Source organism: Parageobacillus sp. VR-IP, from assembly GCF_013357975.1.
In the GTDB taxonomy this organism is placed as follows: Bacteria; Bacillota; Bacilli; order Bacillales; family Anoxybacillaceae; genus Saccharococcus; species Saccharococcus caldoxylosilyticus.
This window is the reverse complement of record NZ_JABVYQ010000001.1, coordinates 146,557-172,602: the sequence shown is the minus strand read 5'-3', so window position 1 is coordinate 172,602 and position 26,046 is coordinate 146,557. Positions and strand designations below refer to the sequence as shown.

General features: G+C 44.9%; 25 protein-coding genes. 12 read left to right on the top strand and 13 right to left on the bottom strand.

Annotation, left to right across the window (positions count from 1 at the left end; all coding sequences use genetic code 11):
* Window positions 1-347 precede the first annotated feature (347 nt).
* The gene (adhP, locus tag HT574_RS00985) at window positions 348-1,373 is read left to right on the top strand and encodes an alcohol dehydrogenase AdhP (protein ID WP_175243147.1); all 1,026 of its coding nucleotides are present in this window, start codon (window positions 348-350) and stop codon (window positions 1,371-1,373) included.
* 99 nt (window positions 1,374-1,472) lie between these two features.
* Here adhP and HT574_RS00980 read toward each other — a convergent pair whose 3' ends face one another.
* The 5 genes from HT574_RS00980 to HT574_RS00960 all read right to left on the bottom strand — a co-directional run bounded on the left by HT574_RS00980 (window position 1,473) and on the right by HT574_RS00960 (window position 7,674).
* Window positions 1,473-2,498 carry a LacI family DNA-binding transcriptional regulator gene (locus HT574_RS00980; RefSeq protein ID WP_175243146.1) on the bottom strand — a complete coding sequence of 342 codons (1,026 nt, stop codon included), beginning with the start codon at window positions 2,496-2,498 and terminating at the stop codon, window positions 1,473-1,475.
* 94 nt (window positions 2,499-2,592) lie between these two features.
* Window positions 2,593-4,125 carry an alpha-amylase family glycosyl hydrolase gene (locus HT574_RS00975; protein ID WP_175243145.1) on the bottom strand — a complete coding sequence of 511 codons (1,533 nt, stop codon included), beginning with the start codon at window positions 4,123-4,125 and terminating at the stop codon, window positions 2,593-2,595.
* A 75-nt stretch (window positions 4,126-4,200) separates the two neighbouring features.
* A complete protein-coding gene (locus tag HT574_RS00970) occupies window positions 4,201-5,043 on the bottom strand; it encodes a sugar ABC transporter permease (RefSeq protein ID WP_017436517.1) in 843 nt (280 codons plus the stop codon).
* A complete protein-coding gene (locus HT574_RS00965; protein WP_175243144.1) occupies window positions 5,043-6,323 on the bottom strand; it encodes a sugar ABC transporter permease in 1,281 nt (426 codons plus the stop codon). The genes HT574_RS00970 and HT574_RS00965 overlap by 1 nt, the downstream gene beginning before the upstream one ends.
* A gap of 73 nt (window positions 6,324-6,396) precedes the next feature.
* Window positions 6,397-7,674 carry a sugar ABC transporter substrate-binding protein gene (locus HT574_RS00960; protein ID WP_175243143.1) on the bottom strand — a complete coding sequence of 426 codons (1,278 nt, stop codon included), beginning with the start codon at window positions 7,672-7,674 and terminating at the stop codon, window positions 6,397-6,399.
* A gap of 266 nt (window positions 7,675-7,940) precedes the next feature.
* On the opposite strand from HT574_RS00960, the gene HT574_RS00955 reads away from it, so the two are divergent.
* Complete coding sequence (locus HT574_RS00955; protein ID WP_175243142.1) at window positions 7,941-9,707, top strand: alpha-glycosidase; 1,767 nt, start codon at window positions 7,941-7,943, stop codon at window positions 9,705-9,707.
* Between the two features lie 28 nt (window positions 9,708-9,735).
* Here the strand turns inward: HT574_RS00955 and asnB are convergent, their stop codons facing one another.
* Entirely contained in the window at window positions 9,736-11,583 is a 1,848-nt protein-coding gene (asnB, locus tag HT574_RS00950) for an asparagine synthase (glutamine-hydrolyzing) (RefSeq protein ID WP_175243141.1), read from the bottom strand.
* A 297-nt stretch (window positions 11,584-11,880) separates the two neighbouring features.
* On the opposite strand from asnB, the gene HT574_RS00945 reads away from it, so the two are divergent.
* Window positions 11,881-12,429, top strand: coding sequence for a DUF2777 domain-containing protein (locus HT574_RS00945; RefSeq protein WP_175243140.1), 549 nt, complete (start codon window positions 11,881-11,883; stop codon window positions 12,427-12,429).
* Window positions 12,430-12,617: 188 nt separating this feature from the next.
* On the opposite strand, the gene HT574_RS00940 is transcribed toward HT574_RS00945, so the two are convergent.
* Window positions 12,618-12,971, bottom strand: a complete 354-nt coding sequence (locus tag HT574_RS00940) for a YisL family protein (protein ID WP_175243139.1) — start codon at window positions 12,969-12,971, stop codon at window positions 12,618-12,620.
* Between the two features lie 246 nt (window positions 12,972-13,217).
* Here HT574_RS00940 and HT574_RS00935 point away from each other — a divergent pair, with 246 nt between their 5' ends.
* Window positions 13,218-14,414, top strand: a complete 1,197-nt coding sequence (locus tag HT574_RS00935) for an ornithine--oxo-acid transaminase (protein WP_175243138.1) — start codon at window positions 13,218-13,220, stop codon at window positions 14,412-14,414.
* A gap of 40 nt (window positions 14,415-14,454) precedes the next feature.
* Here the strand turns inward: HT574_RS00935 and HT574_RS00930 are convergent, their stop codons facing one another.
* Complete coding sequence (locus HT574_RS00930; RefSeq protein WP_175243137.1) at window positions 14,455-15,360, bottom strand: fumarylacetoacetate hydrolase family protein; 906 nt, start codon at window positions 15,358-15,360, stop codon at window positions 14,455-14,457.
* A gap of 308 nt (window positions 15,361-15,668) precedes the next feature.
* Here HT574_RS00930 and HT574_RS00925 point away from each other — a divergent pair, with 308 nt between their 5' ends.
* Complete coding sequence (locus HT574_RS00925) at window positions 15,669-15,842, top strand: aspartyl-phosphate phosphatase Spo0E family protein (RefSeq protein WP_175243747.1); 174 nt, start codon at window positions 15,669-15,671, stop codon at window positions 15,840-15,842.
* A 25-nt stretch (window positions 15,843-15,867) separates the two neighbouring features.
* Here HT574_RS00925 and HT574_RS00920 read toward each other — a convergent pair whose 3' ends face one another.
* From HT574_RS00920 to HT574_RS00910, 3 genes are all read right to left on the bottom strand, one after another.
* The gene (locus tag HT574_RS00920; protein WP_175243136.1) at window positions 15,868-17,034 is read right to left on the bottom strand and encodes a DUF418 domain-containing protein; all 1,167 of its coding nucleotides are present in this window, start codon (window positions 17,032-17,034) and stop codon (window positions 15,868-15,870) included.
* Window positions 17,035-17,097: 63 nt separating this feature from the next.
* Window positions 17,098-18,690: a long-chain-fatty-acid--CoA ligase gene (locus tag HT574_RS00915; RefSeq protein ID WP_175243135.1), complete on the bottom strand. Its 1,593-nt coding sequence runs from the start codon at window positions 18,688-18,690 to the stop codon at window positions 17,098-17,100.
* Between the two features lie 95 nt (window positions 18,691-18,785).
* Window positions 18,786-19,010, bottom strand: coding sequence for a spore germination protein (locus HT574_RS00910; protein WP_017436504.1), 225 nt, complete (start codon window positions 19,008-19,010; stop codon window positions 18,786-18,788).
* A gap of 173 nt (window positions 19,011-19,183) precedes the next feature.
* Here HT574_RS00910 and HT574_RS00905 point away from each other — a divergent pair, with 173 nt between their 5' ends.
* The 7 genes from HT574_RS00905 to HT574_RS00875 all read left to right on the top strand — a co-directional run bounded on the left by HT574_RS00905 (window position 19,184) and on the right by HT574_RS00875 (window position 21,449).
* Window positions 19,184-19,408: a spore germination protein gene (locus tag HT574_RS00905; protein ID WP_175243134.1), complete on the top strand. Its 225-nt coding sequence runs from the start codon at window positions 19,184-19,186 to the stop codon at window positions 19,406-19,408.
* 66 nt (window positions 19,409-19,474) lie between these two features.
* Window positions 19,475-19,696, top strand: coding sequence for a spore germination protein (locus HT574_RS00900; protein ID WP_017436502.1), 222 nt, complete (start codon window positions 19,475-19,477; stop codon window positions 19,694-19,696).
* Between the two features lie 14 nt (window positions 19,697-19,710).
* Window positions 19,711-19,935: a spore germination protein GerPB gene (locus tag HT574_RS00895; RefSeq protein ID WP_175243133.1), complete on the top strand. Its 225-nt coding sequence runs from the start codon at window positions 19,711-19,713 to the stop codon at window positions 19,933-19,935.
* A gap of 83 nt (window positions 19,936-20,018) precedes the next feature.
* A complete protein-coding gene (gene gerPC, locus HT574_RS00890) occupies window positions 20,019-20,618 on the top strand; it encodes a spore germination protein GerPC (RefSeq protein ID WP_175243132.1) in 600 nt (199 codons plus the stop codon).
* Entirely contained in the window at window positions 20,618-20,803 is a 186-nt protein-coding gene (locus HT574_RS00885) for a spore gernimation protein GerPD (RefSeq protein ID WP_175243746.1), read from the top strand. The genes gerPC and HT574_RS00885 overlap by 1 nt, the downstream gene beginning before the upstream one ends.
* Window positions 20,803-21,228, top strand: coding sequence for a spore germination protein GerPE (locus HT574_RS00880; protein WP_175243745.1), 426 nt, complete (start codon window positions 20,803-20,805; stop codon window positions 21,226-21,228). Before HT574_RS00885 ends, HT574_RS00880 begins: the two co-directional genes overlap by 1 nt.
* Window positions 21,228-21,449 (top strand): spore germination protein, encoded by a 222-nt coding sequence (locus tag HT574_RS00875; protein ID WP_017436497.1) that lies wholly within the window; start codon window positions 21,228-21,230, stop codon window positions 21,447-21,449. The genes HT574_RS00880 and HT574_RS00875 overlap by 1 nt, the downstream gene beginning before the upstream one ends.
* Window positions 21,450-21,499: 50 nt before the next feature.
* On the opposite strand, the gene HT574_RS00870 is transcribed toward HT574_RS00875, so the two are convergent.
* Both HT574_RS00870 and HT574_RS00865 read right to left on the bottom strand, forming a co-directional pair.
* Window positions 21,500-24,847, bottom strand: coding sequence for an AAA family ATPase (locus HT574_RS00870; RefSeq protein ID WP_175243131.1), 3,348 nt, complete (start codon window positions 24,845-24,847; stop codon window positions 21,500-21,502).
* Window positions 24,844-26,025 (bottom strand): exonuclease SbcCD subunit D, encoded by a 1,182-nt coding sequence (locus tag HT574_RS00865; RefSeq protein ID WP_175243744.1) that lies wholly within the window; start codon window positions 26,023-26,025, stop codon window positions 24,844-24,846. The genes HT574_RS00870 and HT574_RS00865 overlap by 4 nt, the downstream gene beginning before the upstream one ends.
* Window positions 26,026-26,046: the final 21 nt, after the last annotated feature.

Genomic DNA, 26,046 nt, shown 5'->3' with positions numbered 1-26,046 from the left:
TATCAGCTTATCATCCATACGCGAATATAACAAAATCACACCGTCCCCGCAGCAGCCTTGAAGCATGCCGATGCCTTCTTCATAAATTTCATCCCCTTTTTCTTCAATGAATGCCGTATTATATTCAAACACGCTTTAAACTACTGGATTATTTATTTTTTTATACAGATTATAAAAACTACTGGATTATTTATTTTTTTATACAGATTATAAATATTAACATTTTATACAAGTATTTTCGTCGGATTTTTGAACTTGTCGTACTGTAGCTTTATCTAAAAAACAGAATATCTTATGATAATTTGCGAAAGAATTTCCTGTTTTAAAGCATATGGGAGGGGATAGCGATGAAAGCTGCTGTAGTGGAACAATTTAAGGAACCATTAAAAATAAAAGAGGTGGCGAAGCCAACCATTTCATATGGAGAAGTATTAGTCCGCATTAAAGCCTGCGGTGTTTGCCATACTGACTTGCATGCCGCACATGGAGATTGGCCGGTAAAACCAAAACTTCCTCTCATTCCTGGCCACGAAGGAGTTGGAATTATTGAAGAAGTAGGACCGGGTGTAACTCATTTAAAAGTGGGGGATCGTGTCGGCATCCCTTGGCTATATTCTGCATGCGGCCATTGCGAATATTGTTTAAGCGGCCAGGAGACATTATGCGAGCAACAAGAAAACGCTGGCTACTCGGTCGATGGGGGGTATGCCGAGTATTGCAGAGCCGCAGCAGACTATGTGGTTAAAATTCCTGACAACTTATCGTTTGAAGAAGCTGCGCCAATTTTCTGCGCCGGAGTTACTACCTATAAAGCGTTAAAAGTAACAGGTGCAAAACCAGGAGAGTGGGTAGCGATTTACGGTATCGGCGGCCTTGGGCACGTTGCCGTTCAATACGCGAAAGCGATGGGTCTTCATGTCGTTGCAGTTGATATAGGTGATGAGAAGCTTGAACTTGCAAAAGAGCTTGGCGCTGATCTTGTTGTAAACCCAATGAAAGAAGATGCGGCGCAATTTATGAAAGACAAAGTCGGCGGAGTCCATGCAGCAGTTGTAACAGCCGTCTCTAAACCGGCTTTTCAATCTGCGTACAATTCCATTCGCAGAGGAGGAGCGTGCGTTCTTGTCGGACTTCCTCCGGAAGAAATGCCTGTTCCTATTTTTGATACCGTATTAAACGGAATTAAAATTATCGGTTCCATTGTCGGCACGCGGAAAGACTTGCAAGAAGCACTCCAATTCGCAGCGGAAGGAAAAGTAAAAACGATCATTGAAATACAACCTCTTGAAAAAATTAACGAAGTATTTGACAGAATGCTAAAAGGAGAAATTAATGGACGGATTGTTTTAACGCTAGAAAATCCAAACGATTAAAAGGAGAAGACGGCAAGAATGTTCTTGCCGTCTTCGCTTATCGACAAAGTCGACAAGCTGAGCCTCCAAAAACTTTCTAGCGATTGAAGGCTAGCTTTTTCATTTTTGATAATAATCACACGAAAACCGTTCGACAATCCGGTGCGGAATAATAATGCGCTTGATCGGTTCGTTTGGGTTGCCGATTTTTTCGATTAAACTTTTCGTTGCTTCATAGCCGAGCTGGAAAATGTGGATGTCCACCGATGTCAGCGGTGGGCGCGACATTTCCGCCAGCAGCGTGTTGTTGAAGCTGACGATCGAAATGTCATCGGGAACGCGCAGGTTCATTTCATCCAACGTCTTCAGCACCCCTAAGGCCATTAAGTCGTCGGCAACGACAAGCGCGGTCGGCGGGTCTGCGAGCGAAAGCAGCTCTTTCATCGCCTCTTGGCCGCCTTCCTGCAGAAATTCTTCATGCATGATATAGTCTTCCCGATAAGGAAGGCCAGCTTCTTTCAACGCCGCTTCATACCCGCTCAGTCGGTCAACGGTGACCAAATATTGCTTATTGCCGCCGACAAAAGCGATTCGCTCATGGCCGCGCGCGATCAAATACTCGGTCGCCTCTTTGCCCGCCAGGTAATTGTCATTATCGACATGAGTGATTTGTTCCGCCTTTTGATGCGGCTTCCCAATCACGACGAATGGAAATTTGTTTTTTTGCAAATATTTCATCAGTTTATCATCAATGCGCGAGTATAATAAAATCACCCCATCTACACGGCGGCCTTGCAGCATGTCGACGACCCCTTCATAAATTTCTTCTTCTTTTTCGCCCGTGGACATTTGCAGCGCGTATTTTTTCTCATGCGCCGCCTTACTGATGCCGCGGATGACCTCGGGAAAGAACGGGTTTTGCAGCGCCTGTTCCGCCGCGCTCGGCATGACGATGCCGATGACTTGCGTCGCTTGGTTTGCCAAGCTGCGCGCAATAAAATTTGGGTGATAGCCAAGTTCTTTCATCGCCTCGCGCACTTTCCGCTTCGTTTTCTCGCTGATGCGCGGACTGTCGGCAATAACGCGGGAAACCGTGGAGGGAGCCACGTTTGCTCGTTTCGCGACATCTTTGATCGTGACAGTCATCTTCACTCCCCCATTCACTTTTTATCCATAGTATAATTTTTATCACGTTATGTTGCACATAGTCATTCATTTTTGCTGTTTTGGAACGCCAAGCTTACGTCGCCTGTTTCGACCGCTTTTTAACAAGGTACAAAAATAGGATAAATAATACGTAAACAGCGGCAATCGCCATGATAAAAGGAATATTGATCCCTGTTTTATCGGCAAGCGCGTAAATTTCCGCCGTCTCGCGATTGATAATAATATCATAGCCATCGCGGCCGCTCCGCACTAAATCGCCGGCAAGGAGCCCACGCAGCTCTTTTCCCGGCGTCAGCTGGTCATTCGTGATATGCACCTTTTGCGTTTTTCCTGTATTATTAATGGCAATCACTGTTGTTTCGTCTTTGTAATGGCGCTTAAATACGGCCATGCCGTCTTTTTCATACAGCAATGTAAAATCGCCGCGCCGCAAGGAAGGAAGTTTTTGCCGCAATTCGCCAAGCTTTTTAATGTAATCAATGATTTCCCGGTCGGCGCGAAAATCCATTAAACGGCGGTTATCCGGGTCTTCTCCCCCATTCATCGCGATTTCCGTTCCGTAATACATAATCGGAATGCCAGGAGCGGAGAACAAATAAGACATGGCAAGCTTGATTCGTGAAATCGGATTTTGCCGATTGTCAATCGCCAGCTTCGTAAACCGGACCGTATCATGGTTGTCCAAAAACGTGCCAAGCAAGTACGGACGGTCATAAAACGTTTTGTTATATTCCCATACGTTGTAAAGCGGACGCAACGATTGATCGCGCTTCGTCAATGTTTTCGTTACCGCGTTATAAAACGGGTAATCGATAAATCCGTCAATGCCATATTTGCCGTAATCGGCGATATAGCGCGGGTCCTCGCTCCATACTTCACCAATAAGGAAGAAATCTTTTTTTACGGACTTCACTTCTTTGGAAAATTCTCGCCAAAACGACTTTGGCACATGGCGAACCGTATCTAAGCGGTAGCCGTCGATGTCAGTCTGTTTAATCCACCATTTCGCCGCATCAATTAAATAGCGCTTCACTTCCGGATTTTCCTGCGCCAAATCCGGGAGGCCGTACACCCAGCCGTTTTCTACTTGCTTTTGGTTATTCCAATCGAAAATTTCTTTTTTCTCATGGAACCAATCCTTTTTTGCCGGGTCATTCAGCCATGGATGATGATACCCCGTATGATTGGCGACAAAGTCTAAAATGACCTTCATCCCGCGTTTATGCGCTTCCTTGACTAATGTTTTTAAATCTTCCATCGTGCCAAAGTGCGGATCGACTTTGTAAAAATCTTGAATCCAATAGCCATGGTACCCGCCCGGTTCGTTTTTAAAAATCGGCGTGAGCCAAATCGCCGTAAACCCCATCTCTTTAATGTAGTCCAGTTTGGCAGTCACTCCTTTTAAATCACCGCCGAAATAGCCTTTCGGGTCATTGACGTTGACATTGTAATCATTGCTTGGGTCCATGTTGTTAAAGCGGTCAACCATGATGAAATAAATTGCTTCATCCTGCCAGGTTCGTTCTTCTTTTTCAGCGGCTTGTACCGGAAACGCATAAAAAAGAAGAAACGGAAGTATAAACATAGCGAATACTCGATTCCCCATTTCCGTTTCCCCCCTTTGATCGTAATATCGTTGCTTTTTCGGAAAGGGGTAATACCATTTTTATCATAACGGTTATTACCCTTTTGTTCCACCCGCTGTTAAGCCGGAAATTAAATAACGCTGCAAGAATAAGAATACGATAGCAATCGGAGCCGCAATTAAAATCGAGCCAGCCGCAAACCGCGTGAAGTTATTGGCAAAACGGTCGCTAATAAAGTTAAACAATCCGACGGCAAGCGTATATTTTTCTGGATCACGCAAAACGATAGATGGTAATAAAAAATCGGTAAACGGAGCCATAAAATTGAATAAAGCAACAACGGCCAAAATCGGTTTTGCCAGCGGAAGCATAATACGAAAGAACACGCCAAAATGCCCTGCGCCATCCATGCGCGCCGCTTCGTCAAGCTCGCGCGGAATCGTATCGAAATACCCTTTCACAAGCCAGGCGTTAAATGGAATCTGCCCACCTACGTAAATCAAAATCAGCCCCCACAACGAATCTAAAAGATGAAGCATGTTTAACAAAACATAAAGGGCAACCATTGCCATTAAGGACGGGAACATTTGCAGCACAAGAAACAAATACAGCCCCATTTTCCTCCCGACAAACCGGTAGCGGGAAAACGCATAGGCAATTAATGCAGTAAATAATACGGATAAAATCGCATTGATGGCAGCGACGAATAAACTATTTTTGTACCATAACAAATAATCACTTTGCGGGCTTGTAAATAACCATTTATAATGTTCCAGCGACGGCTTTTCCGGGATCAACGATGCGGAATATAAACTTGTCCCCGGATTTAACGACATGCTGATTGTCCAAAGAAGCGGATAGGCAATGACAACGAACATGAATGCAATAAATAAATATATCAAGGCCACCTCGATGCGTGATTTTATTTTCCGATTCATTAAATGTTCCCCTCCTCTTTAAAGGAACGTGTACGCCGGAATTGATACAAGGCAAAACCGCTCACGATCAACCCGATAATAATCGAAATTGCTGCAGCCATATTGTAGTTGTTTGTCGTAAACGTCAAATCATATACCCAAGAAATTAAAATATCCGTTCCTCCAGCGTTTTGTCCGCGCACAGCCGGGCCGCCGTCGTTGAATAGATAAATAATGTTAAAGTTGTTAAAGTTGCCGGCATACTGCATAATCAACAGCGGTGCTGTCGCGTATAAGACGTGCGGCAGCGTAATCGAGCGGAACTTTTGCCAGCGCGTTGCTCCATCCATCTCGGCTGCTTCGTACCAATCGCGGGAAATGCTTTGCAGAACTCCTGTAAATAAGGCAAATACGAACGGAAATCCGAGCCATGTTTGGATTAAAATAAGGGCTACTTTTGTCCAAAACGGATCGGTCATCCACGGAATCATGACGCCGAAAACGCTTAAAATATCACGGTTGATCGCTCCGAATTTATCGTTAAACATCGCCGCAAATACAAGAATGGTCACAAATGCCGGCACCGCCCAAGGCAAAATCAATACAGTGCGAATGAATCGCTTAAATTTAATGCGCGGGTCATTGACGAGTATCGCTAAAAACAAGCCGAGTGCAATTTGCAATGTCGTTGCGACAATGGTCCAGACAATCGTCCAGGCAAAGACGCTGAAAAACGTATCTTGCCAAATTGGAACCGATACTAAATTTTTAAAGTTTTTAAAGCCAACCCAATGCAATAGATGACGCGGCGGCGAGTTGTATAAGTTGTAATCCGTAAACGCCAGCGATACCATAAAAAGCAGCGGCAGCACAACAACAAATAAAAGCATAATCAGCCCTGGTGTGACAAATACATATGGAAATCCTTTATCCCACGCGTTTCTGCATGATTCCAGGAGCGACGGAAACGGCTCTCCTCGCTGCAGGCGAAGCGCATCTTTACGCGCATCGATAATATTGAGATAATGCAAAACAGCCGCGAATGCGATGATAATGACAGATACTAGCCCTTGAATCAATAGAAAAATCGAATGGTCTACCATCGGGATTTCTCCCAATGTAATAAGCCCCCATAATCCAATATTTAAAAAATTATAAAACGTGATTAGAAATGCGGCTTCAATAACAATAAATAAAATTCCTTTTACATAACGCCGGTTATATAGCTGACCCAAGCCTGCAAAAAGAATGGAAAGAATAATAGCAACAGTAGGACGATGCCGCATCTTTTGTTTAGACATGGTGAATCCTCCTTACACGTGATAAGAATGGTGGATAGAAACAGCTCTATCCACCATTCATTGACTTCAATAATTATTGTCCTCCGCCGCTGGCGGCAATTTTATCTTGAATCGTTTTTACCGCTTCTTTCAACACCTCTTTTGGATTATCGCCTTTGGCAATAAACTGTAGCGCATTGCCCATTGGGTCCCATACTTGCGACATTTGTGGTACATTTGGCATCGGTTCGCCATATTGGATTTGCTCTGCGAATCCAGAAATTAATGGGTCATTTTTAATTTTTTCGTTCGTTAATGCTTTTTCATTTGCCGGCATTTCCCCTGCGACTTCATAATAATGGAGCGAGTTTTCTTCATTTGTTATAAACTTCATCAAGTCTGTTGCCCACTCTTTATTTTTCGAATAAGCAGATAATATCCATGCTTTCACACCGACAAATGATTTTGGATGCTCCCCGTTTTCTAATACTGGAAGCGGCGCAGTTGCCAATTTGTCTCCTAGCGCATCGCGGTAGGTGGCAATGTTCCATGGGCCGCTAATTACCGTTGCTACATTTCCTTTCGTAAATAAACCATTCATGACATCTTGATTAATTTCTTTTGGAATGTATCCGTTTTTAAACCAAGATTGAACAAGCTCAGCACCTTTGACAGCACCATCATTCGCCAGTCCAATATCGCTTGTATCCATTTTTTCATCTTCGTTACGGAATACATAGCCGCCATATCCCGCAAAGAATGGATAGACAAAATAGAAGTTGGCCGCTTCCATCAAGAAGCCGTATTGATCTTTGGCTGGATTTGTTTTTTCTTTCGCGATTTTCATCAGCTCTTCCATTGTTTTCGGAGCTTCCGGCACTAAATTTTTATTGTAAAATAAGCCGTATGTTTCCACGACAAACGGCACGCCATAAGTCTGTCCATCGTAAGTAACCGCATCCACTGCTGTTTTACTATATTCACTTTTTGCGTCGCCAAGATCAACCGGATCAGCTAAGCCTTGGAGGACAATGTCGCCAATACGGTCGTGCGGCTGATAAAATATGTCAGGGCCTTTGCCTGCCGGACCATCTAATGCGATTTTTTTCACCTGATCCAGCATGCTCACAGCGACCGTTTCCACTTTAATTCCTGTTTTCTCCGTATATTTTTTAAATATATCATTTAATGCTTGCTTTTGTTTTTCTTCATCATTTACCCAGACTACTAATTTTTCCGGTTTTTCTACATTTTCTGTTGTATTCCCCTTGTTGTTCTCTTTCACTTGTCCAACATCACGTTTCGGGCCACAAGCAGCCAATACGCCGATCATGAGAATCATGGCCATAAACAGCGAAACAACTTTTCTCATACGTCCCCCTCCTAAAATGAATCATAAACAAATTCATTGGCGGCACAACCGTTTTAGGAAACCGTTTGCACAAAAAATTATTAAAAAATGATACCATTATTTAATGAAAGCGATTGCACCGTTCACTTTCATTATACCGCCTATTTTTTATTTTACAAGCTTTTTTTCAGTAAAATTTGACTTTTTTATTCAATTATTCTACTCTTTAAATAAAAAAGTTATCAAAGTGCAAACGATTGCGTTTATTTAAAGGGAGTGTTAAGAACATGTTTAAAGAAGCGATTTATCATCGTCCCAAAGATAACTTTGCTTACGCATACGACGAAAAAACATTACATATTCGCCTGCGCACGAAAAAGGATGATGTGGAAGCCGTTCATCTTCTTTACGCCGATCCATATGAATGGAAAGATGGCGTCTGGCAGCTAAATCGTGCACCTATGGTAAAAAGCGGATCTGACGATTTATTTGACTATTGGTTTATCGAAGTAATTCCCCCATATCGCCGCCTTCGCTACGGATTTGAGTTAACGTCCGGAAATGAAAAAATAGCATATACAGAAAAAGGGTTTTATCATGAGGCACCGACAGACGATACGGCCTATTATTTTTGCTTTCCGTTTTTAAATAAAATAGATGTATTTCATGCACCGGAATGGGTGAAAGACACCGTTTGGTATCAGATTTTTCCTGAACGCTTCGCTAATGGAAATCCAGCAATCGATCCAGAAGGAACACTGCCATGGGCAAGTGAGGACCCGACACCAACGAGCTTTTTCGGCGGCGATTTAGAAGGGATTATCCAGCATCTCGACTATCTTGTCGACCTTGGCGTTAATGGCATTTATTTAACGCCTATTTTCCACGCACCTTCTAACCATAAATATGACACAACCGATTATTTTGAAATTGATCCTCACTTTGGCGATAAACAAGCATTCAAGAAACTAGTCGATCTTTGTCATGAAAAAGGGATACGTGTCATGTTAGACGCGGTGTTTAATCATTGTGGCTACTATTTTGCACCGTTTCAAGATGTGCTGAAAAACGGGGAAGCATCTAAATATAAAGATTGGTTTCATATTCATGAATTTCCGCTTCAGACAACACCGAGGCCAAACTATGACACGTTTGCATTTGTCGCACAAATGCCAAAGCTAAATACGGAAAACCCCGAAGTGAAAAAATATTTGTTAGACGTAGCGGCCTATTGGATTCAGGAATTTGACATCGACGGTTGGCGGCTTGATGTGGCCAATGAAATAGACCATCAATTTTGGCGCGAATTCCGTCAGGTAGTAAAGTCTATGAAACCGGACGTTTATATTCTCGGAGAAATTTGGCATGATGCGATGCCATGGCTGCGCGGCGATCAGTTTGATGCCGTCATGAACTACCCATTTACCAATGGAACAATCCGCTTTTTTGCGAAAAATGAAATTGGTGCCAAACAATTTGCGAATATCATTACTAATGTTCTTCACTCGTACCCGGAAAACGTCAACGAAGTGGCGTTTAACTTGCTTGGCAGCCATGATACACCGAGAATTTTAACAATGTGTGGCAATGATGTGCGGAAGGTCAAACTATTGTTTTTATTTCAGTTCTCTTTTACCGGTTCGCCATGCATATACTACGGCGATGAAATTGGCATGACCGGCGGGCAAGATCCAGGATGTCGGAAATGTATGGTTTGGGAGGAAGAAAAACAAAACAGGGATATATTGGAGCATGTAAAAAAACTGATTGCGCTTCGCAAAGCCCATCCCGCTTTCAGTCGGGGAAAAATTACATTTATGGATGCAAGCGGTGAATCAAACCATTTAATATATACGAAAACCTATCTAGATGAAACGATTTTAGTCATGATCAACAATAGCAGTAAGGAGATTGACATCACCGTTCCTTTGTCCTTAAAAGGAAAATGGCTTGTCAATTTATGGACAAATGAACAGTTTGCTGCAGAAGCCGAAACATTGCGTGCTACTATTCCTCCATATAGCTTTCTCCTTTATCAAATAAAAAACTGGTAAAAAGAGCTGCGACAAGCGCAGCTCTTCTCTATTCTTTTATCGTAATGCCGTAGTGTTGGAACCATATGTGCACTTGACCAAGGTACGCCAACAGCTGCGGTCCCGTCATTAGCTGCCCGAACCAAGGCACTTGGAACGATTTCCCTTCTGTTTCCACTAACTCTTCCAATTTTTTAGTATCGAAAAATTCGTAAAGCACCGACGAGCGATCGTTCAACAGTTCTTTTAGCCAATTTTTCACTAGTTTCGTATAAAGCGGATGATGTGTTTTCGGATACGGGCTTTTTTTGCGATAGAGCACTTCTTCCGGCAAAATCCCCTCGAGCGCCTTGCGCAAAATGCCTTTTTCGCGATTGCCATACATTTTCATTTCCCATGGAATGTTCCACACATATTCGACTAGACGATGATCGGCAAACGGCACGCGGACTTCTAGACTGGCGCCCATGCTCATGCGGTCTTTTCGGTCAAGGAGCGTCGTCATAAACCAAATCATGTTTAAGTAAAATAGCTCGCGCCGCTTTGCTTCCTCAGCGCTTTCCCCTTCGAGCCTTGGGACCTCAGCAATCGTTTCATAAAAGCGCGTTTGTACATATTCGTCCAGCCGCAATTTCTTTCTCCAGTCTTTCTTTAGCAAATCGATGCGTGCTTCCGTCGAACGCATCCATGGAAATCCGCTCCTCGCCAAATCGTCTGGACGATGAAACCATGGATAGCCGCCAAAAATTTCATCGGCACACTCTCCAGATAAACTAACGACAAAATCTTTGCGAATTTGTTTGCAAAACCATAGCAAAGAAGAGTCCACATCGGCCATGCCTGGAACGTCTCGGACAATCACTGCCTCTCGTAAATGGTCAAACAAGTCTTCTTGACTAATGACGCAGCGGTGATGGACGGTTTGAAACGTTTCCGATATCAGGTCAATAAAAGGAGCGTCCGCATTGGGCTGAAAATCATTCGCTTTAAAATATTGGTCATTGCCTTCGTAATCAATGGAATACGTATGCAGCCGCCCTTTTCCTTCTTTGGCAAACACCGTCGCCGCAATGGCGGTAATGGAACTCGAGTCGATCCCACCGGATAAAAAGGTGCAGACAGGCACATCGGAAACAAGCTGGCGCGTTACCGCATCGGTAAGGAGGAAACGCAGTTTTTCCACTGTTTCCTCCAGCGAATCTCGATGGACATCGCTTTGCACATTCCAATAGCGCCATACTCTTACCCCTTCGCGGGAAAACGTTAACGCGTGCGCTGGGCGCAATTCTTTAATCCCGCAAAACACTCCGTGTCCCGGCGTCCGTGACGGCCCCAATCCGAACACTTCCGCCAACCCTTCATAATCGACTTCCGCCTTTACATTCGGGTGTGCCAAGATAGCCTTGATTTCTGAACCAAACAAGAAACCGTCGTCGTTGTGACGATAAAAAAGCGGCTTGACGCCGAGGCGATCCCGCGCTAAAAATAATTGCTCCCGCTGTTCATCCCAAATCGCAAAGGCAAAAATTCCGTTAAACAGCTCGACGCAGCGTTCTTTCCATTCGATATAGGCGTTTAGCAATACCTCTGTATCCGAATGTCCTTGGAATGTATATCCTTTTTTTAATAGCTCTTTACGAATATCCTCCGTATTGTACAATTCCCCGTTATAAACAACGGTATAGCTGTAGCCGTTTTTTTGTCTTGTCATCGGCTGTTTCCCGCCTTTCGGGTCCACGACGACAAGCCGCTTATGTCCAAACGCAGCGTGTTGGCCAAACCATGCATTTGTGTCATCAGGTCCGCGTTTTGCCAGTGTCTCGGTCATATTTAAGATAATCTCTTTTTCTATTCGCAAATCACGCTGAAAATCCACCCAACCAGTGATGCCGCACATACGAACCAACCCTTTCTTTTAAATACAAAAAAGTTATTTGCTGGACATCCTATGCTCCGGACTATTTCCCTTTCCTTTTCCATCAACAAGGCTCACTATATTTTATTACATCCTCTTGTTCGAACGTTCACGACCAACACTTGCCCTTTCCTGTTAGCAACATGCTCCTTCTCCGTATTGACATGATTCCATTTTATGCAATCCCTCGCATTTCGATGAATTGTCCGATGGCAACAACAACACGAATAAATGGAAGATAATCTGGAAAAACAAGAAATATAAGGAGGAGGAGAAAACTTGAATATCGAACAGCGCCTACAATGCATCACTGAACAACAGCGGGCCTATATACAAGGAACCGTTGAATTTGTAAACGACGAATGGGTTTTTTTTGATGAGGAAGAGGAAGAAGCATCATTGTTAGAGGAAATGACAGAAGGGAAAATAGAAGTGTTCCGTTACGGCCAATGGCTGCACGGCTATTTGCGCGAAAACGGAACTGTCGATACGGGCATCGGCATGTTGCCGCTTCAGACCGGTGACCGCGTCCGTTTTCACAAACGCTTTTCCTATGCTTATCAAGAGTGGCTGGCAGCGCTTCCGGACCATACATTTTTTCAGTTCGTGCAATGGCTAAATAAGCTTGGCTTTTCGTTATATGATTGTTTATACTGCTACAATGGATTGTTGTTTGCAAAATATACAGGCGTGAATTTCATTATTTACGACAACACCGAACTAATCAGCAATGTTCAGCACTACTACGAACGCGGGAATACATATAAAGATCACTTTGAAATTACGTTTAATAACGGAGAGCGGTTTATTTGCACCCAGCTTGGATAAACGGGGGAAAGAGGAATTTCTTTCCCCGCTTTTTATTTTTTTCGCTCCGCCATATACCCTGCTAACTCCTCTGCCGCCAGCGGCGGATATAGCACATCCCCTTGGGCGTAGCGGCAATATTTCTGCTAACCATACTACATTTTATACATATGAAAAAACGGCAACCCCATCCGGAATTGCCCCCCGTTTTAAAAGAGATCGATTCCTAGTGGCAACATCAAGCCTAAAAACAGAGCAAGGGCGAGCGCGACAACCCACTGCACCCATGCAACGGCTGTACTTTTCCCTTTTTTCATCGCCATTAAAACCATTTCCATCGCTCCGATTACCCATAAACCAGCGAGCGTCTTAATCACATATAATATGGACAACGAAGCAAGGCTATGTAATAAAAGCACACCCGTTACGATCGTAATGATATAAAACAACCGCAGCACCATTTGCACCATTTTCGCTTTCGCAGATCCAGACCGCTGCAACGACACAGCGATCAAAAACAATATGATCGCAATCAGCCAGCTTGTAATATGCGCATGTGTCATATAATCCCTCCATTTCCATGCATTTATCTTCATCATAACATGGAAAAATAAAAAAAAACAAACTTAACCATTGTTTTTCACCCAAAGAAATTTTATAGGGCTCGTGCCGCTTTATCCTTATATTGTCAACAATAGATCCTATGCATATCAATCAAGACACCACAATTTTCTGACAAAGGGATTTCTTTTTTGCTATAATAAGAAATAGAGCAAAATCCAATTTCATTATTATTAGGAGGCATGCTCATGAGTAAAACAACCGAAATCATTCGTTTAACCGAGCAATACGGCGCCAACAACTATCACCCGCTTCCAGTCGTCCTCAGCAAAGGGGAAGGGGTATGGGTAGAAGATCCGGAAGGCAATCGCTACATGGATATGTTAAGCGCTTACTCAGCCGTCAACCAAGGACATCGTCATCCGAAAATCATTCAGGCATTAAAAGAACAAGCAGACCGCATCACCTTAACTTCGCGCGCCTTCCATAACGACCAGCTTGGTCCCTGGTATGAAAAAGTGGCAAAGCTGACAGGCAAAGATATGGTGCTGCCGATGAACACCGGCGCCGAAGCGGTGGAAACGGCGTTTAAAGCGGCACGGCGCTGGGCATACAACGTAAAAGGGGTGGAAAAAGATCAAGCGGAGATCATCGTTTGTGAAAATAATTTCCACGGCCGGACAATGACTGCAGTATCGATGTCTTCAAGCGAAGAATATAAACGCGGATTCGGCCCGATGCTTCCAGGCATTAAAATCATTCCATACGGCGATGTCGATGCATTAAAGAAAGCGATTACACCGAATACGGCAGCTTTTATTTTTGAGCCGATTCAAGGCGAAGCAGGAATTAATATCCCGCCGGAAGGCTACTTAAAAGAGGCGTATGAAGTATGTAAACAACATAACGTTCTTTATATCGCCGATGAAATTCAATCCGGTCTCGGCCGTTCCGGAAAAATGTTCGCCTGCGACTGGGAAAACGTCGTTCCCGATATGTACATACTCGGCAAAGCATTAGGTGGCGGGGTATTTCCAATTTCCTGTGTTGCAGCCAGCCGTGAAATACTCGGTGTATTCAATCCTGGCTCACACGGATCCACCTTTGGCGGAAACCCTCTTGCATGCGCGGTATCGATAGCAGCACTCGATGTCATTATCGAAGAAAAGCTGCCGGAACGTTCCTTGGAATTAGGTAACTACTTTATTGAAAAACTGCGGGAAATTCAACATCCGGACATTAAAGAAGTGCGCGGCAGAGGATTGTTTATTGGCGTAGAACTCCATACTTCCGCCCGCCCATATTGTGAAAAACTAAAAGAAGAGGGATTGTTGTGTAAAGAAACGCACGATACGGTTATCCGCTTCGCTCCTCCGCTCGTCATTACAAAAGAAGAATTGGATTGGGCGATCGAGCGGGTGAAAAAAGTATTTGCTGAATCGTAAAAAAGAAGAACGGGGCGAGTACGGAAAACGCCCCGTTTTTCTATTCCCCAACGGTATTTCGCAACGTTCCGATTCCTTCGACAGTAATTTCTACGACATCGCCGGCTTGCAAAAAGCGCGGCGGCTTCATTCCTTTGCCGACCCCTGCCGGTGTTCCGGTTGCGATAATATCCCCTGGTTCTAGCGTAATGCCGCGGGAGATGGTTTCAATGATCGTCTCTATATTAAAAATGAATTGCTCCGTATTTGCTTTTTGACGAACTTCTCCGTTTACTCTCGTCTCAATTTGCAACTTATTTGGATTTTCAATGAGCGACCGATGCACAATCCACGGTCCCATTGGACAGAATGTATCTAAACTTTTTCCAAGAAAATATTGTTCATGGCGCTCTTGCAAATCGCGCGCCGTTACGTCATTAATGATCGTATAGCCGAACACGTAATCGAGTGCCTCTTCTTTGCGGATCGCTCGTCCCTGTTTGCCGATGACAACGGCAAGCTCTCCTTCATAATCGACTTCATCGGTTACCCCGGCATGCCGCAAGATCGTTTCTTCATGCCCAATAACCGTAGTCGGAACTTTGGAGAAGACAATAAGATGTTCTGGAATATGGGACTTTCCACCCAGTTCCATCGCATGATCGGCATAATTTTTGCCGATACAAAAAATATTTTTCGCCGGACGCGGAATCGGGGCAAGCAGGCGCACGTCAGCTAAATCATAGACGTATTGTGCGCCTCGGTTTTCTTTTGCCCAGTCAGCAATTTCTTCGGTCCGCCGTAGAAACGAATCCCCTTGCTTAATGCACTCGAGCAGCGATGAAGGGATCGTCGCGCGCTGGTCCATCGCCTGTTCAGCAAGACGCAGGTGAATGATTTTTCCTCCATCTTGTTCGACGACGCCGACAAACGTCTCGCCATGATACTCCGCTGTCACAAACTTCATTGCCCACTCTCTCCTTTCATATTGAAAATTTATGCATACTCGTTTATATTCGCGTTTTTACATAAAAATCCTACTATTTGTTGAATTTTGTCTAAATTAGAAAATTTATCTCTTATTTTAGCGAATGCCTTTCTTTTTTCGTCGCTATATGTATAATAATGTTTAGTTCTTTTCTTCAACGATAGTCATGACTTTGGAATCATACCAAAAGTATGATGGCATTGCGTGGACAGGGTTTATTCTCAAGGGCTTCTATAATGAAAGAAAGAGAATTCCTTCAGAATAAAAAAGGATTGATGGTGAATACAATGGTTCTTGTTTTAATTGAAGAAAAACGGCAACAGATGATCGAATTAGCATTGACGTACGGATTTACTGCAAAAGAAACGATTCAATGCAGTCAGGAACTAGATGAACTGATCAATCGCTATTTACAGCAAACGGTGCTAACCGAATCTCCTTCCCTGTCCGTCCCTCAGTAATACAACTCCATTGCGAGGGGCTTTTTTATTTATACAGAGGCGGTTTTTTTCCATACGTCACCCAGCGCCATACCCACTCGGCCGGGCCATAGTGGAAATGCATAAGCCACTTGCGGCTGATCACTAACTGCGCGCTATAGAGAAAAAGCGCAAGCAGCGCGCCGGCAAACACGCCCATTTTGCCATACCAGCCAAATCCATAATGATAAAACAGCAACGTGCAACAGAGCGATTGCAACAAATAATTGGTCAGCGACATTTTCCCAATATATTGAAAAACCATTAGTTTTTGTTTCCATTGCTTTTTTTGAAACAATAAAACAATAGCCGTTCCGTAAAAACACGCTAATGACGTTCCGCCGAATATATTTTGGATATACATTGTAAAACCATTGTTTACGGTAAAATATGGAAATGTTTTTAAAAATAGCCCTGCTATCAGCGAGAGAAGCGCTACATGACGAAGCACCGCCGTATGGCGCTCCACCTCCTCGATCCATCGTTTTTGCGCGACATATCCACCAATCAGGCAAAGCGGCAGCACGGTCACCACCGTAAACAGCAGCCCTCCTGAACCGTTGACATACATCCAATCATTCCACCGCTGCCAGAAAATATCGGATAGCGATCCGTTTTGGTAATGATCGATTGCTTCTGCTGCCAGCTGAACATCTTGATCTTCACTGCTTCCTTCCTTTCCGGAAAAGACCGTCATTCCAAGCAACAGCAGCATCAACAGATGGGGAGTAAAAAAGCAAATCAGCGCCCCGATAAGCCATACGCGCGGCCGGACTTTGAAAAACAAAAGCAATATTGCTCCGGCAAGGGCATATGGAATTAAAATATCGCCAAACCAAATGCCAAAAGCGTGGATCACCCCAATCACCAATAAAGCAATGAGCCGCCGCACCAAAATGAATTCAAACGGGAGATGTCTTTGCTGCAGCCGATGGCGAAATAAAACCATGCTAAAACCAAATAAAAAGGCGAACAACGGGTAAAAGCTTGCTTCGCAAACAACATCAATGGCCCCCATCGTTCCTCGGTCAAGCCAGTTTCCTTCCTTTACGCTTCCGTCGTACATGGCTGGCGAGGAGAAGTGGGGCATGTTTGCCAGCAAAATTCCTAATAGAGCAAAACCGCGCAGCACGTCAATCACTATAATCCGCTGTTCATTGGATTGTTGGCTCATTTTTTCTCCTTTCTTTCAGTATGTTTTAATAGAAAAAGGCACCGCATAATGCGGGCCCCATTTTTAGTTCACATACCGGCCTGTTTTCCCAACGGAATCCCAATATTGTTTGCGCAACTGCACTTTTTGAATTTTCCCGGACGCCGTTTTTGGCAATTCTTCAACAAAAGTAACGCCGGTAATCGCTTTAAAATGGGCGAGCTTTTCGCGTGAAAACGCGATTAATTCCTGCTCTGTCACTTCATGCCCCGAACGCACGACCACAAATGCATGCGGCGTTTCTCCCCATTTTTCGTGCGGCACAGCGATTACCGCTGCTTCCAGCACCGCTGGATGTTCGTACAGCACCCCTTCTACTTCAATCGAAGAAATATTTTCCCCGCCGCTAATAATAATATCCTTTTTTCGGTCGACAATATCAATATTTCCATATTCATCTACTGTTGCCATATCACCAGTATATAACCAGCCATTGCGAATGGTCTCCATCGTTGCCTCTGGATTTTTCCAATACCCTTTCATGACATTGTTACTTCTTATAATGACTTCACCGATCGTTTTTCCATCATGGGGTACTTCATCACCGTATTCATCTACCACCTTTACTTCACAACCGATCATCGGATACCCTGCTTTTGCTTTTATACGATATTGTTCTTCCAGCGGCAAATGGCTCAAATGCGGGCGGATCGTTGAGATCGTGTTAAGTGGAGAAGACTCCGTCATGCCGTATACTTGAATAAACTCCCAGCCAAGCTCTTGTTCGACGCGCGTGACAAACGCTGGCGGCGGCGCCGAACCGGCAATCACGACGCGGACTGGATGGTCAATCGCCGGCTTATGTTCATCATAGTACTTTAAAAGCATATTTAATACCGTCGGCGCCATATGCATGACGCTAACCTGATACGTTTGAATATAATCAAAAATCACTTTTGGATCGACTTTACGCAAGCCGATTTGCGTCGCTCCGTTTGCCGTATAATAAAACGGCGCCCCCCAGCCGTTGACGTGAAACATCGGCAATACGTGCAAATGCGTATCTTGATCGGAAACACGGAGATGATGCATCGCAATCAACGCATGAAGGTAATTGTTGCGGTGCGTCAGCATGACTCCTTTTGGATTTCCCGTCGTTCCGCTTGTATATAAAAGGCTGCATACATCGTTCTCATCGATATCCGGACGTTCAACGGGCACAGCTGGATATTGACCGATCCATTTATCGTAATCGATTTCATTTGTTTCTTTATTTTTTTGATGAACGATAATAGTCTTTACGGTTTGCAGCTGATCTTTAATCGGCGCAATTAAGTGGTACAAGTCTTGATCGACAAACAACACTTTGCTTTCGCTATGATTTAAAATAAACAAATAATCGGCGGGCTTGAGGCGCGTATTCAACGGCACCATAATCGCACCGAGCTGAAAGACGCCGTAAAATCCTTCTAGCATTTCGAGCGTGTTTGGCGCTAAGTATGCCACGCGATCCCCTTTTTCTACCCCCAACTGTTTTAGACCGTGAGAAAGTTGATTTACGCGCTCGCCTAGCTGTTTGTATGTAACTGTTCGTCCGGAACAAATCATGGCCGTTTTGTCTCCATACAGGGAAACAGCCCGATCTAAAAACTGCGTCAACACTAATGGCACATTCATTCTCCCATCTCCTAACTATGTTTTAGAAAATTCATAATTATAGTATATATAACTTTTTGCAAAAGAAAAAGATGGTCTTTGTCCATCACGACCACCTAATTATTTCCTTTCACCCCTGAGTCTACCGCATCAGGGTCTAATAGATTTACAACACTGCAAAACGTATTCGTCTGCAGAAAATCGCCTGAATTTCCTCCTCCTGCCCCTGAGTTTGATTTCGTCGTGCTTTTCGGTGCGATTTGCAGCACATCTCCCATATTGACCGTGCCATTTCCGCTTACGTTTGTCACTTTAATTCCGCCAATAATCATTGCCGGCATCACTCATTCTCCTTCTCATTTTTTCTTAAAATACAGGGAAGTAAAAGCGAGGGTAGTTCAATGATTAACATATGATCAAAAAATAGATTCGCTTGGACACCCATCCTATCTTGAACCGTTTTTCTTCCCCATTCATACACTGACAGTAAGCAATGAGAAAAAGGAGGAGCCCTATGCCTTCGTTTGTTAGCGGTCCAATTAAAATTACACATGTGAGCGGAGATGGCACCGTAAATTTTGGAGATGTATTGCAAATTGCCCCGAAAAGCACGCTAAAATCTAACACTGGCTCCGGCGGAAGCAATAATGGAGATTTTTTACAAACGAACACGTTTGTCAGTTTTACAAACACAGGAGATGCTGACGTCTCCGACTCTAACAATGTGGCAAACAATTAGAACGCTCACCTTTTTGCTGCTGCGCCCATACACTAATGTAAGACATAAAAGAAAGGTGCATGCCTTATGCCAGCATTTGTCGGAGTTGTCAAATTAAATAGCATCTCAAGCAGCGGCGTGTTTCATATTGGAGACGTGTTCGCGATTTCGCCCCAAAGCGTTGCCAAAACCTTTGCCGGCGCCGGTTCGTTTAACACGGGGGATGGTCTGCATATTTACAACTATTATAGCAATACAAATACTAATGACGCGGATGTCGCCGATGAAAATGTAGTAGCCAACGCTTAAAGGAGGAGAAGAAATTGAATTTTTACATTAATCAAAGTATATGTATTTACCAATTGAAAATTGGCTCTGTCACGAACTCATCCGTACTGCAAATCGGCAGCGCAGGCAGCATCCAAGCGCTTTCTACATTAATGAACACAGGAGGATACACAAAACCCGCTCCAGAGGCGATCACTACCGCTCCGCTCGCAGGGGAAGTAGCCGGTCCTCTCGTCCCACTTCATTCAGCAGGCCGTTAGAAAATCATGAAAATGGTGATGACAACAACTGGCCGTCCATATATTGAATAAGAAGGGACTTTGGAGAGGATGAGTTCACGATTATGTTCCTATATGATTATTTGGTAAAGCTACGGCGCTATTTGTCATGGCAAACAAAAAAAATACAGATGTTAGAACAGCGGCTTCTCCTCCTAGAAAATCAGCTAAAAGAACTGGAACAGCAACCTCGCACCACTATTGAACGAATCGAATATAAATTTGATCAATTAAAAGTGGAAACATTGGAAGGAACGTTAAATATCGGCATTACTCCTAACGGGGTTGGCAACGTTATCGAAGATTTTGCGGTTCAACAAGAAAAAACGGTTGTTCCAAAGCCGGAACCCGTCTTATTCCGTAACATTCAAGAAAAAGTTCATGCTTATTTAGGAAAGGAAGCAAAGGAAACGATAAAGAGATTCGAAAAACAGTACGCACATCATCTTGATGACACGTATCGGCATTTTATTTTGCAAGACATTGCCCGGCAAGTAGACGAACGAATTCGTTTTTATTTGCATCAAAAAATGAATAACGGGTACGTTCCTAAATCAGACAATGATGAGACCGTCGTAAACGAAATTTTTCAAAAAGTAAAGATGGATATTGAGCAATCGATTGACCTTTTTCTAAAACATTTGCCAAAGCAAGGAGGAGAATGATGAATTATACTGTGATCAACCGTGATGTTCATGTTGGAGATATTCATTTAATAGCTATAACAAGCTCCGCCGTTTTTTTAATCGGCGATGCGGATGTCATTAATCTCGCGTCTGCTTTTGATACTCCTCCAGAATCATTAATCATCGGGCCGTTCGTTCCGCTCGTCCCAGGAGGAGGGCGATGATGAAACGAACATCGGTCGTCCAACTCTTTCATGAGGAAACGCTCCTTCTTAGTTCCGTTTTACAGATTGGAGATTCGCAAAAAATTACTCCCCGTTCTCGCGTTTTAGCTGTCCAGCGGCAATATGAGCTATTTTTTGGAAACGAAGGGGAAATTAGCTTTCCTATTTTTACAAAACCGATTCCCAAAATTCAATCGGACCGCCGCAACATTTCGCTGCAAACACTTCATCAATCTCCCGTTATCTCCGTCCGTTCCGTTCGTATACTAGCGGTTTCCACTGCCGGTGTGGTGCATATCGGTTCAACATCTACCGTTGATGCAGAAGCAAGAATTAAACATATCCGCCAGCTTGCGCCGAATTCTTCAGCACCTTCTATGGGAAATACCCAAACAACTCCACCAATGGTAAAGGATGAGAAATAATGCCTTCTGTCGTCGGACCAATTAAAATTAATAATGTCAGCAGCGGAGCGGTTGTCCAAATGGGGGATTGCCTGTATATCGCTCCAAAAGTCGCAACAAAAACGCAAGCTGGTTCGGGAGGATTTAATACCGGAGATTTTGTCATTACCAATAATGGCATCAGTTTAACCAACTCGTTTGACCCTGACACGTTTGACAGCAATGTCGCCGCCAATAACTAGCAAAGCCGCCGTTTCAAAAAGTAACAGGCGGCTTTGCATGTATACGGTAGTTACATTACTTCTAATCTCACTCGCGTTCCGCGTCCCCCCGGCTCTGCCGGCTCGACAATCAGCCGTTTCGGCAACCGGGAGCGAATTTCCTGCACATGGCTAATGACTCCAACGGACAGCCTCTGTGTATGAAGTTTCTCGAGCGCGGAAATCACGGTGTCAAGAAGCTCGGCATCAAGCGTGCCAAACCCTTCATCCAAAAAGAAAAACCGCAGCGGATATTCTCCGCGTAACTGAATTTGTGCCGATAACGCCAAAGCAAGCGATAATGATGTTAAAAACGTTTCCCCTCCTGATAGAGTGGTCACCGGCCGCTTGACGCCGCCGTTGGCGTCATCGCGGATCAAGAACCCTCCTTGTGAATCGATTTCGAGCGAATAGCGCTGTCTAGTTAACGAGTGCAGCCGTTCCGACGCCATTCTCGTGACTTGAATGAGCTGTTCTTCTGCCATAAACTCCACAAAGCTGTTTCCCTTTAAAATGGATTGCAAATGTTTATAACGATCGAGCAGGGCAGTTAGTTGCTCCTGCTTTTTCTCCAACTCGATAAACCGCTGATGTTTTTTAGTTAACTCTTCTACTTTCGTTTGTGCGGCACCTAATTGCTGGATCGCCTCATCTACCTGCTGCTTGATCTCTCTGTATACCGCCTGCAGCTCTTCCCATTGCTCCTTATCGATCGTTTCCCCTTGCATCGCTTCCGCCAGCTGTTCAAGACGATGCTGTACTTGCTGTTTTTTCCGCCAATAGTCATCGATTTGTTGCTTCCACCCGAAATATACTTCCTCTGTAACCTTTGCTTCTATTGCTTCTTTTTCATCAGCAAATATCGTTTTTTGCAGTTCTTGAAGCCAGCGTGATTTCGTCTCTTCATACCGTGCTTTTCCTTCCTCTAGCGACTGCCCAGCCGCTTTTTCCTCAGCCTCTAGCGTTTGATATTGTTTCTGCATGTGCAGCCATGTTTGATAGGCTTGTTCTTCTTCTGCATGCAGCTTTTGCAGTTGTTCTTCTACTTGACGAAGCTGCGGTTCGATTTTTTCTGTCCCTGCCTTTTCTATTAATTGTTGCCGATATTCTTCCACTAACTTTTGTTTCGTTTGGCATAAAGAAGCGAGACGTACTTTTTCTGTTTCCAGCCTCCGCTCTTCTTCTGCCAGCCGTTCTTTTTCCCGCCATTTATTTTCAAGATATGAAACGCTGTCGTCAATCCGTTTTTGCAAATGGCGAACCATCTCTTCCTGCTTGCGCATTTGTTGACGCAGTTCATCGATCTCTGTCAGGGAAAAATCAGGATATTTTTCCCGCCAGTCTTTCTCTAGTTGATTATATTCGTCCACACGGCGCTGCCATTCGTTCTGCAGCTGTTGTATATCTTTTTCCAGCAGTTGGATTTCCCGCTCCGTTGCCTGCTGCGCCGATTCCGCATTGCGCCATTGCTGTAATGCTTGATGGACAGCTTCCTTTAACTGCAGACAGTCTTGTTGCAACGCCTTCACTTCCACGGTAATATTGACGTCCTCTTCCACCTTCCATTGGCTAACATCCAAACGCGCAAAGGTCCATTCATTGCCGACAAACTGCGCGAGCTGCTCCAGCTGAGCTTTGAGAGAAAGCAGCTGTTGCATATCGAGCTGTCCTTGTTTGATATGCTTCTCGATTACTAAGATCATCTGAGCATCGGCCGAGCCAACGTGTACATGAGGATGAGGGTGTTCGCGCGAGCCGCAGACAGGGCATGGTTCTCCGTGGCGGAGCTGTTTGGCCAAAATGGCGGCCAGTTCTGCCGTTTTCGCCTCTTCTGCTTTTTTCCGCTCTTTCTCGAGCTGTTGTTCGTACCGGTATAGGAGCTTCTCCAACTGCCATTGCCGCTCGCAAACCGAATGATATGTTTTTTCAATGCGCTGAAATAAAATATGTAATTTCTCTTTTGCTGTTTCTGCATACCGCTTTCTTTTTTCCCATTCTCTGTTTGCCTGCTCCCGTGTCTGCTCCTTTTGCGCCAGCTGTTGCTGCGCATGGCGGAGTGCGTCTGCCGCTCTTTCGATTTGCAGTTTTTCATCATGCGCCTGCTCGATCCGCTCTTTTTGTTCTAGTGAACGAACATGCTTTTGCAGCTCTTCTTTCAGCATTTGCTGTTTCGCTAAGCCGCGCTCATACCATCTTTCTGCTTCCCCGCGCTGCTCCGCCGCTTTTTGTTTCTCTAATTCGATTGAATGTTTTTGTTTTTTAAGCTCGTGAACTTCCGCTTCCAGCGCGCGGATTTGCATTGCCAATTGTTTTGCCTGCGCCAGCTGCTCTTTTTTAGCCAACAGGCGCGGCTCCTGGGAAGCCTTTTCTTCGCGAATTTGTTCATAACGGCGCATCGCTTGTCCGTAAAGCACCTTTGCCTGTGCAAGCTTATGCTGCAACTCCTTTTGTTTGGCGAAAGCAGCTTCCATAAAACGAAGCGCTTTTTCATACTGTTCCCAGTACGGCCATATCCGCTCGGCCTGCTCCGCCCGTTCTTTTTTTGTTTCCAATAGACGAATATGTCGCTCTTTCTCGGCAAAACGCGCCAGCTCCGCTTCAAGCTCTTCCTTTTCCTTTTGCCACGTCCATAACTGTCTGGCCCGTTCTACCGTTCTCTCCATATCATGCAACTCTTTTTTCCGCTTTTGCAATAATCCCTGCAAGGTATTGAATTGCTGTTTTGCCTGTTCCAATGCTTCTTTGGAAGCATCGCCCAAACCGGCTTTTTCAGCAGCCACCTCGTTCCACTCGTTCGAAATGCTGGCTAGTTTTTCTTTCAATTTTTTATTCAGACGGTCGCCATACGGTTCCAAATGGAAAAGACGCTGCAACATTTGCCGCCGTTCAGCGCCTTTTAGTGATAAAAACTCGGCAAATTTCCCCTGCGGCAGCACGACGGCGCGCGTAAAATCTTTCATCGTCAACCCGAGCAGCTGCTCGATCTCCTTATTGACTTCCGTCAATTTATCAGCAAGCACCACCGGCTCTTCGCCGTGCTCGATCAAGCGGCAGACGGCGCTTTTTATCCGCCATTCGTCCCCTCTTTTAAAGCTGCGCTCTACCGTATATCGCTTTGCACAAGACGCATTTTCCAATTCGAAGGTAAAAGAAACAAACAGCTCGTTTTCCGCGTGGTTCATGATCCCCTGTGTGTGGTTTGGCGCCCGTTCGACACTGCCGAACAAGGCGAGCGTCATCGCATCTAAAATCGTCGATTTGCCGCTTCCCGTCGGGCCGAAAATACCGAAAACGCCGCCTTCGCATAAGGATTGAAAATCGATCGTCTGCTTCTCGCGGAAGCTATGCAGCCCCGCGATCGTCAACGAAACTGGCTTCATTCTTCCGTCTCCCCCTCTTCTTCCCCGTCCGCCACCAGCTCTAAAAAGAGGCGGACAAGCTCGTCATCCGGTTTATGCCCGCCCGTTTGGCGTTCATAAAAGCGGCGGAACATTTCCTCTAATGACAATTGCTCTTGTTTTACACCTGTGTCATGCTCTTCTTTATCTGGGAAAACTGGACGAATATGTACAAAACCGGGATGCAGCTTGCGCAGACGGTAAATTTCTTCCATTGTCAGCGGCTCAGAAAGGTGGATCTCTAAATCAATCCAACTCGACACGTCTTTTCCTTCCTCACACCAGCGGTACACTTGCATAAGCCCGTCCGTCGCCTTCCATCTCACAAGCGGCTTGCCGGAAGAGAGCGGAATTTCCGAAACGGCCGCTTTTGCTCCCGGCTTTACATCGACGATCGTCACCGATTTAGCATAGCCCGATTCGGAAAAGCTATAGGCAAGCGGGGATCCCGAGTAGCGGGCCGCCGTTTCCGCGCGTTTGACATCCTGCGGCCGGTGCAAATGGCCGAGCGCAACATACTGCGCTTGTTTTGGCAGGCTTGTCGCAGCTACTGTATAAGCGCCTCCGACCTCGATCGGCCGCTCCGAATCCGAGGTGCTTCCTCCTGCCACATAAAGGTGGCTCATGGCGATATTAACCGTCTTTTCCGTAAAAGAAGCGGCCATGACGGCAAATAACTGGCGAATTCGCTCATCATACCGATCGCGTAGTGCCGCCTCGGAATGTTCTTTTGACAGCAGTTGCGCCAAGCGCGATTCGGACGGATAGGCAAGCGGAGCAAGCAGCATCGTTTCGTTGCACGCCGGCACATCAATACGATAGACGGACGTATCCGGCCAACCGAGCAAAAAGATGTTGTAATCATCGAGTAAAGCGCGCGCCGCGCTAATGCGCTCCGGGTGATCGTGGTTGCCGGCGATCACCGCGATCGGCCGTTTTCCTTTGTCGGAAAGGCGAGCAAGGCTTTCGTAAAACAACTGTTCCGCCGCTGCCGGAGGATTTACCGAATCAAACACATCGCCTGCCATTAATATGACATCAATGTTTTCTTGCTCAACGATGTCCGCTAGTTCATCTAAAAACTGCTCCTGCTCCGGCAGCCGGCTTCTTCCTTCCAGCGTTCTCCCCAAATGCCAGTCCGCGGTATGCAAAATGCGCATCACTGCCCTCCCCCTTTTACC

Bases quoted from the DNA above. Each gene is read 5' to 3' on its own strand.
- HT574_RS00975 (WP_175243145.1), bottom strand. From the start codon at position 4,125: ATGGGGAATCGAGTATTCGCTATGTTTATACTTCCGTTTCTTCTTTTT.
- HT574_RS00940 (WP_175243139.1), bottom strand. From the start codon at position 12,971: ATGACACATGCGCATATTACAAGCTGGCTGATTGCGATCATATTGTTT.
- HT574_RS00930 (WP_175243137.1), bottom strand. From the start codon at position 15,360: ATGAAGTTTGTGACAGCGGAGTATCATGGCGAGACGTTTGTCGGCGTC.
- gerPC (WP_175243132.1), top strand. From the start codon at position 20,019: ATGTTCCTATATGATTATTTGGTAAAGCTACGGCGCTATTTGTCATGG.
- HT574_RS00920 (WP_175243136.1), bottom strand. From the start codon at position 17,034: ATGAGCCAACAATCCAATGAACAGCGGATTATAGTGATTGACGTGCTG.
- HT574_RS00880 (WP_175243745.1), top strand. From the start codon at position 20,803: ATGAAACGAACATCGGTCGTCCAACTCTTTCATGAGGAAACGCTCCTT.
- HT574_RS00980 (WP_175243146.1), bottom strand. From the start codon at position 2,498: ATGACTGTCACGATCAAAGATGTCGCGAAACGAGCAAACGTGGCTCCC.
- HT574_RS00870 (WP_175243131.1), bottom strand. From the start codon at position 24,847: ATGAAGCCAGTTTCGTTGACGATCGCGGGGCTGCATAGCTTCCGCGAG.
- HT574_RS00905 (WP_175243134.1), top strand. From the start codon at position 19,184: ATGCCTTCGTTTGTTAGCGGTCCAATTAAAATTACACATGTGAGCGGA.
- adhP (WP_175243147.1), top strand. From the start codon at position 348: ATGAAAGCTGCTGTAGTGGAACAATTTAAGGAACCATTAAAAATAAAA.
- HT574_RS00885 (WP_175243746.1), top strand. From the start codon at position 20,618: ATGAATTATACTGTGATCAACCGTGATGTTCATGTTGGAGATATTCAT.
- HT574_RS00900 (WP_017436502.1), top strand. From the start codon at position 19,475: ATGCCAGCATTTGTCGGAGTTGTCAAATTAAATAGCATCTCAAGCAGC.
- HT574_RS00970 (WP_017436517.1), bottom strand. From the start codon at position 5,043: ATGAATCGGAAAATAAAATCACGCATCGAGGTGGCCTTGATATATTTA.
- HT574_RS00915 (WP_175243135.1), bottom strand. From the start codon at position 18,690: ATGAATGTGCCATTAGTGTTGACGCAGTTTTTAGATCGGGCTGTTTCC.
- HT574_RS00865 (WP_175243744.1), bottom strand. From the start codon at position 26,025: ATGCGCATTTTGCATACCGCGGACTGGCATTTGGGGAGAACGCTGGAA.
- HT574_RS00910 (WP_017436504.1), bottom strand. From the start codon at position 19,010: ATGCCGGCAATGATTATTGGCGGAATTAAAGTGACAAACGTAAGCGGA.
- HT574_RS00925 (WP_175243747.1), top strand. From the start codon at position 15,669: ATGGTTCTTGTTTTAATTGAAGAAAAACGGCAACAGATGATCGAATTA.
- asnB (WP_175243141.1), bottom strand. From the start codon at position 11,583: ATGTGCGGCATCACTGGTTGGGTGGATTTTCAGCGTGATTTGCGAATA.
- HT574_RS00955 (WP_175243142.1), top strand. From the start codon at position 7,941: ATGTTTAAAGAAGCGATTTATCATCGTCCCAAAGATAACTTTGCTTAC.
- HT574_RS00875 (WP_017436497.1), top strand. From the start codon at position 21,228: ATGCCTTCTGTCGTCGGACCAATTAAAATTAATAATGTCAGCAGCGGA.
- HT574_RS00960 (WP_175243143.1), bottom strand. From the start codon at position 7,674: ATGAGAAAAGTTGTTTCGCTGTTTATGGCCATGATTCTCATGATCGGC.
- HT574_RS00935 (WP_175243138.1), top strand. From the start codon at position 13,218: ATGAGTAAAACAACCGAAATCATTCGTTTAACCGAGCAATACGGCGCC.
- HT574_RS00965 (WP_175243144.1), bottom strand. From the start codon at position 6,323: ATGTCTAAACAAAAGATGCGGCATCGTCCTACTGTTGCTATTATTCTT.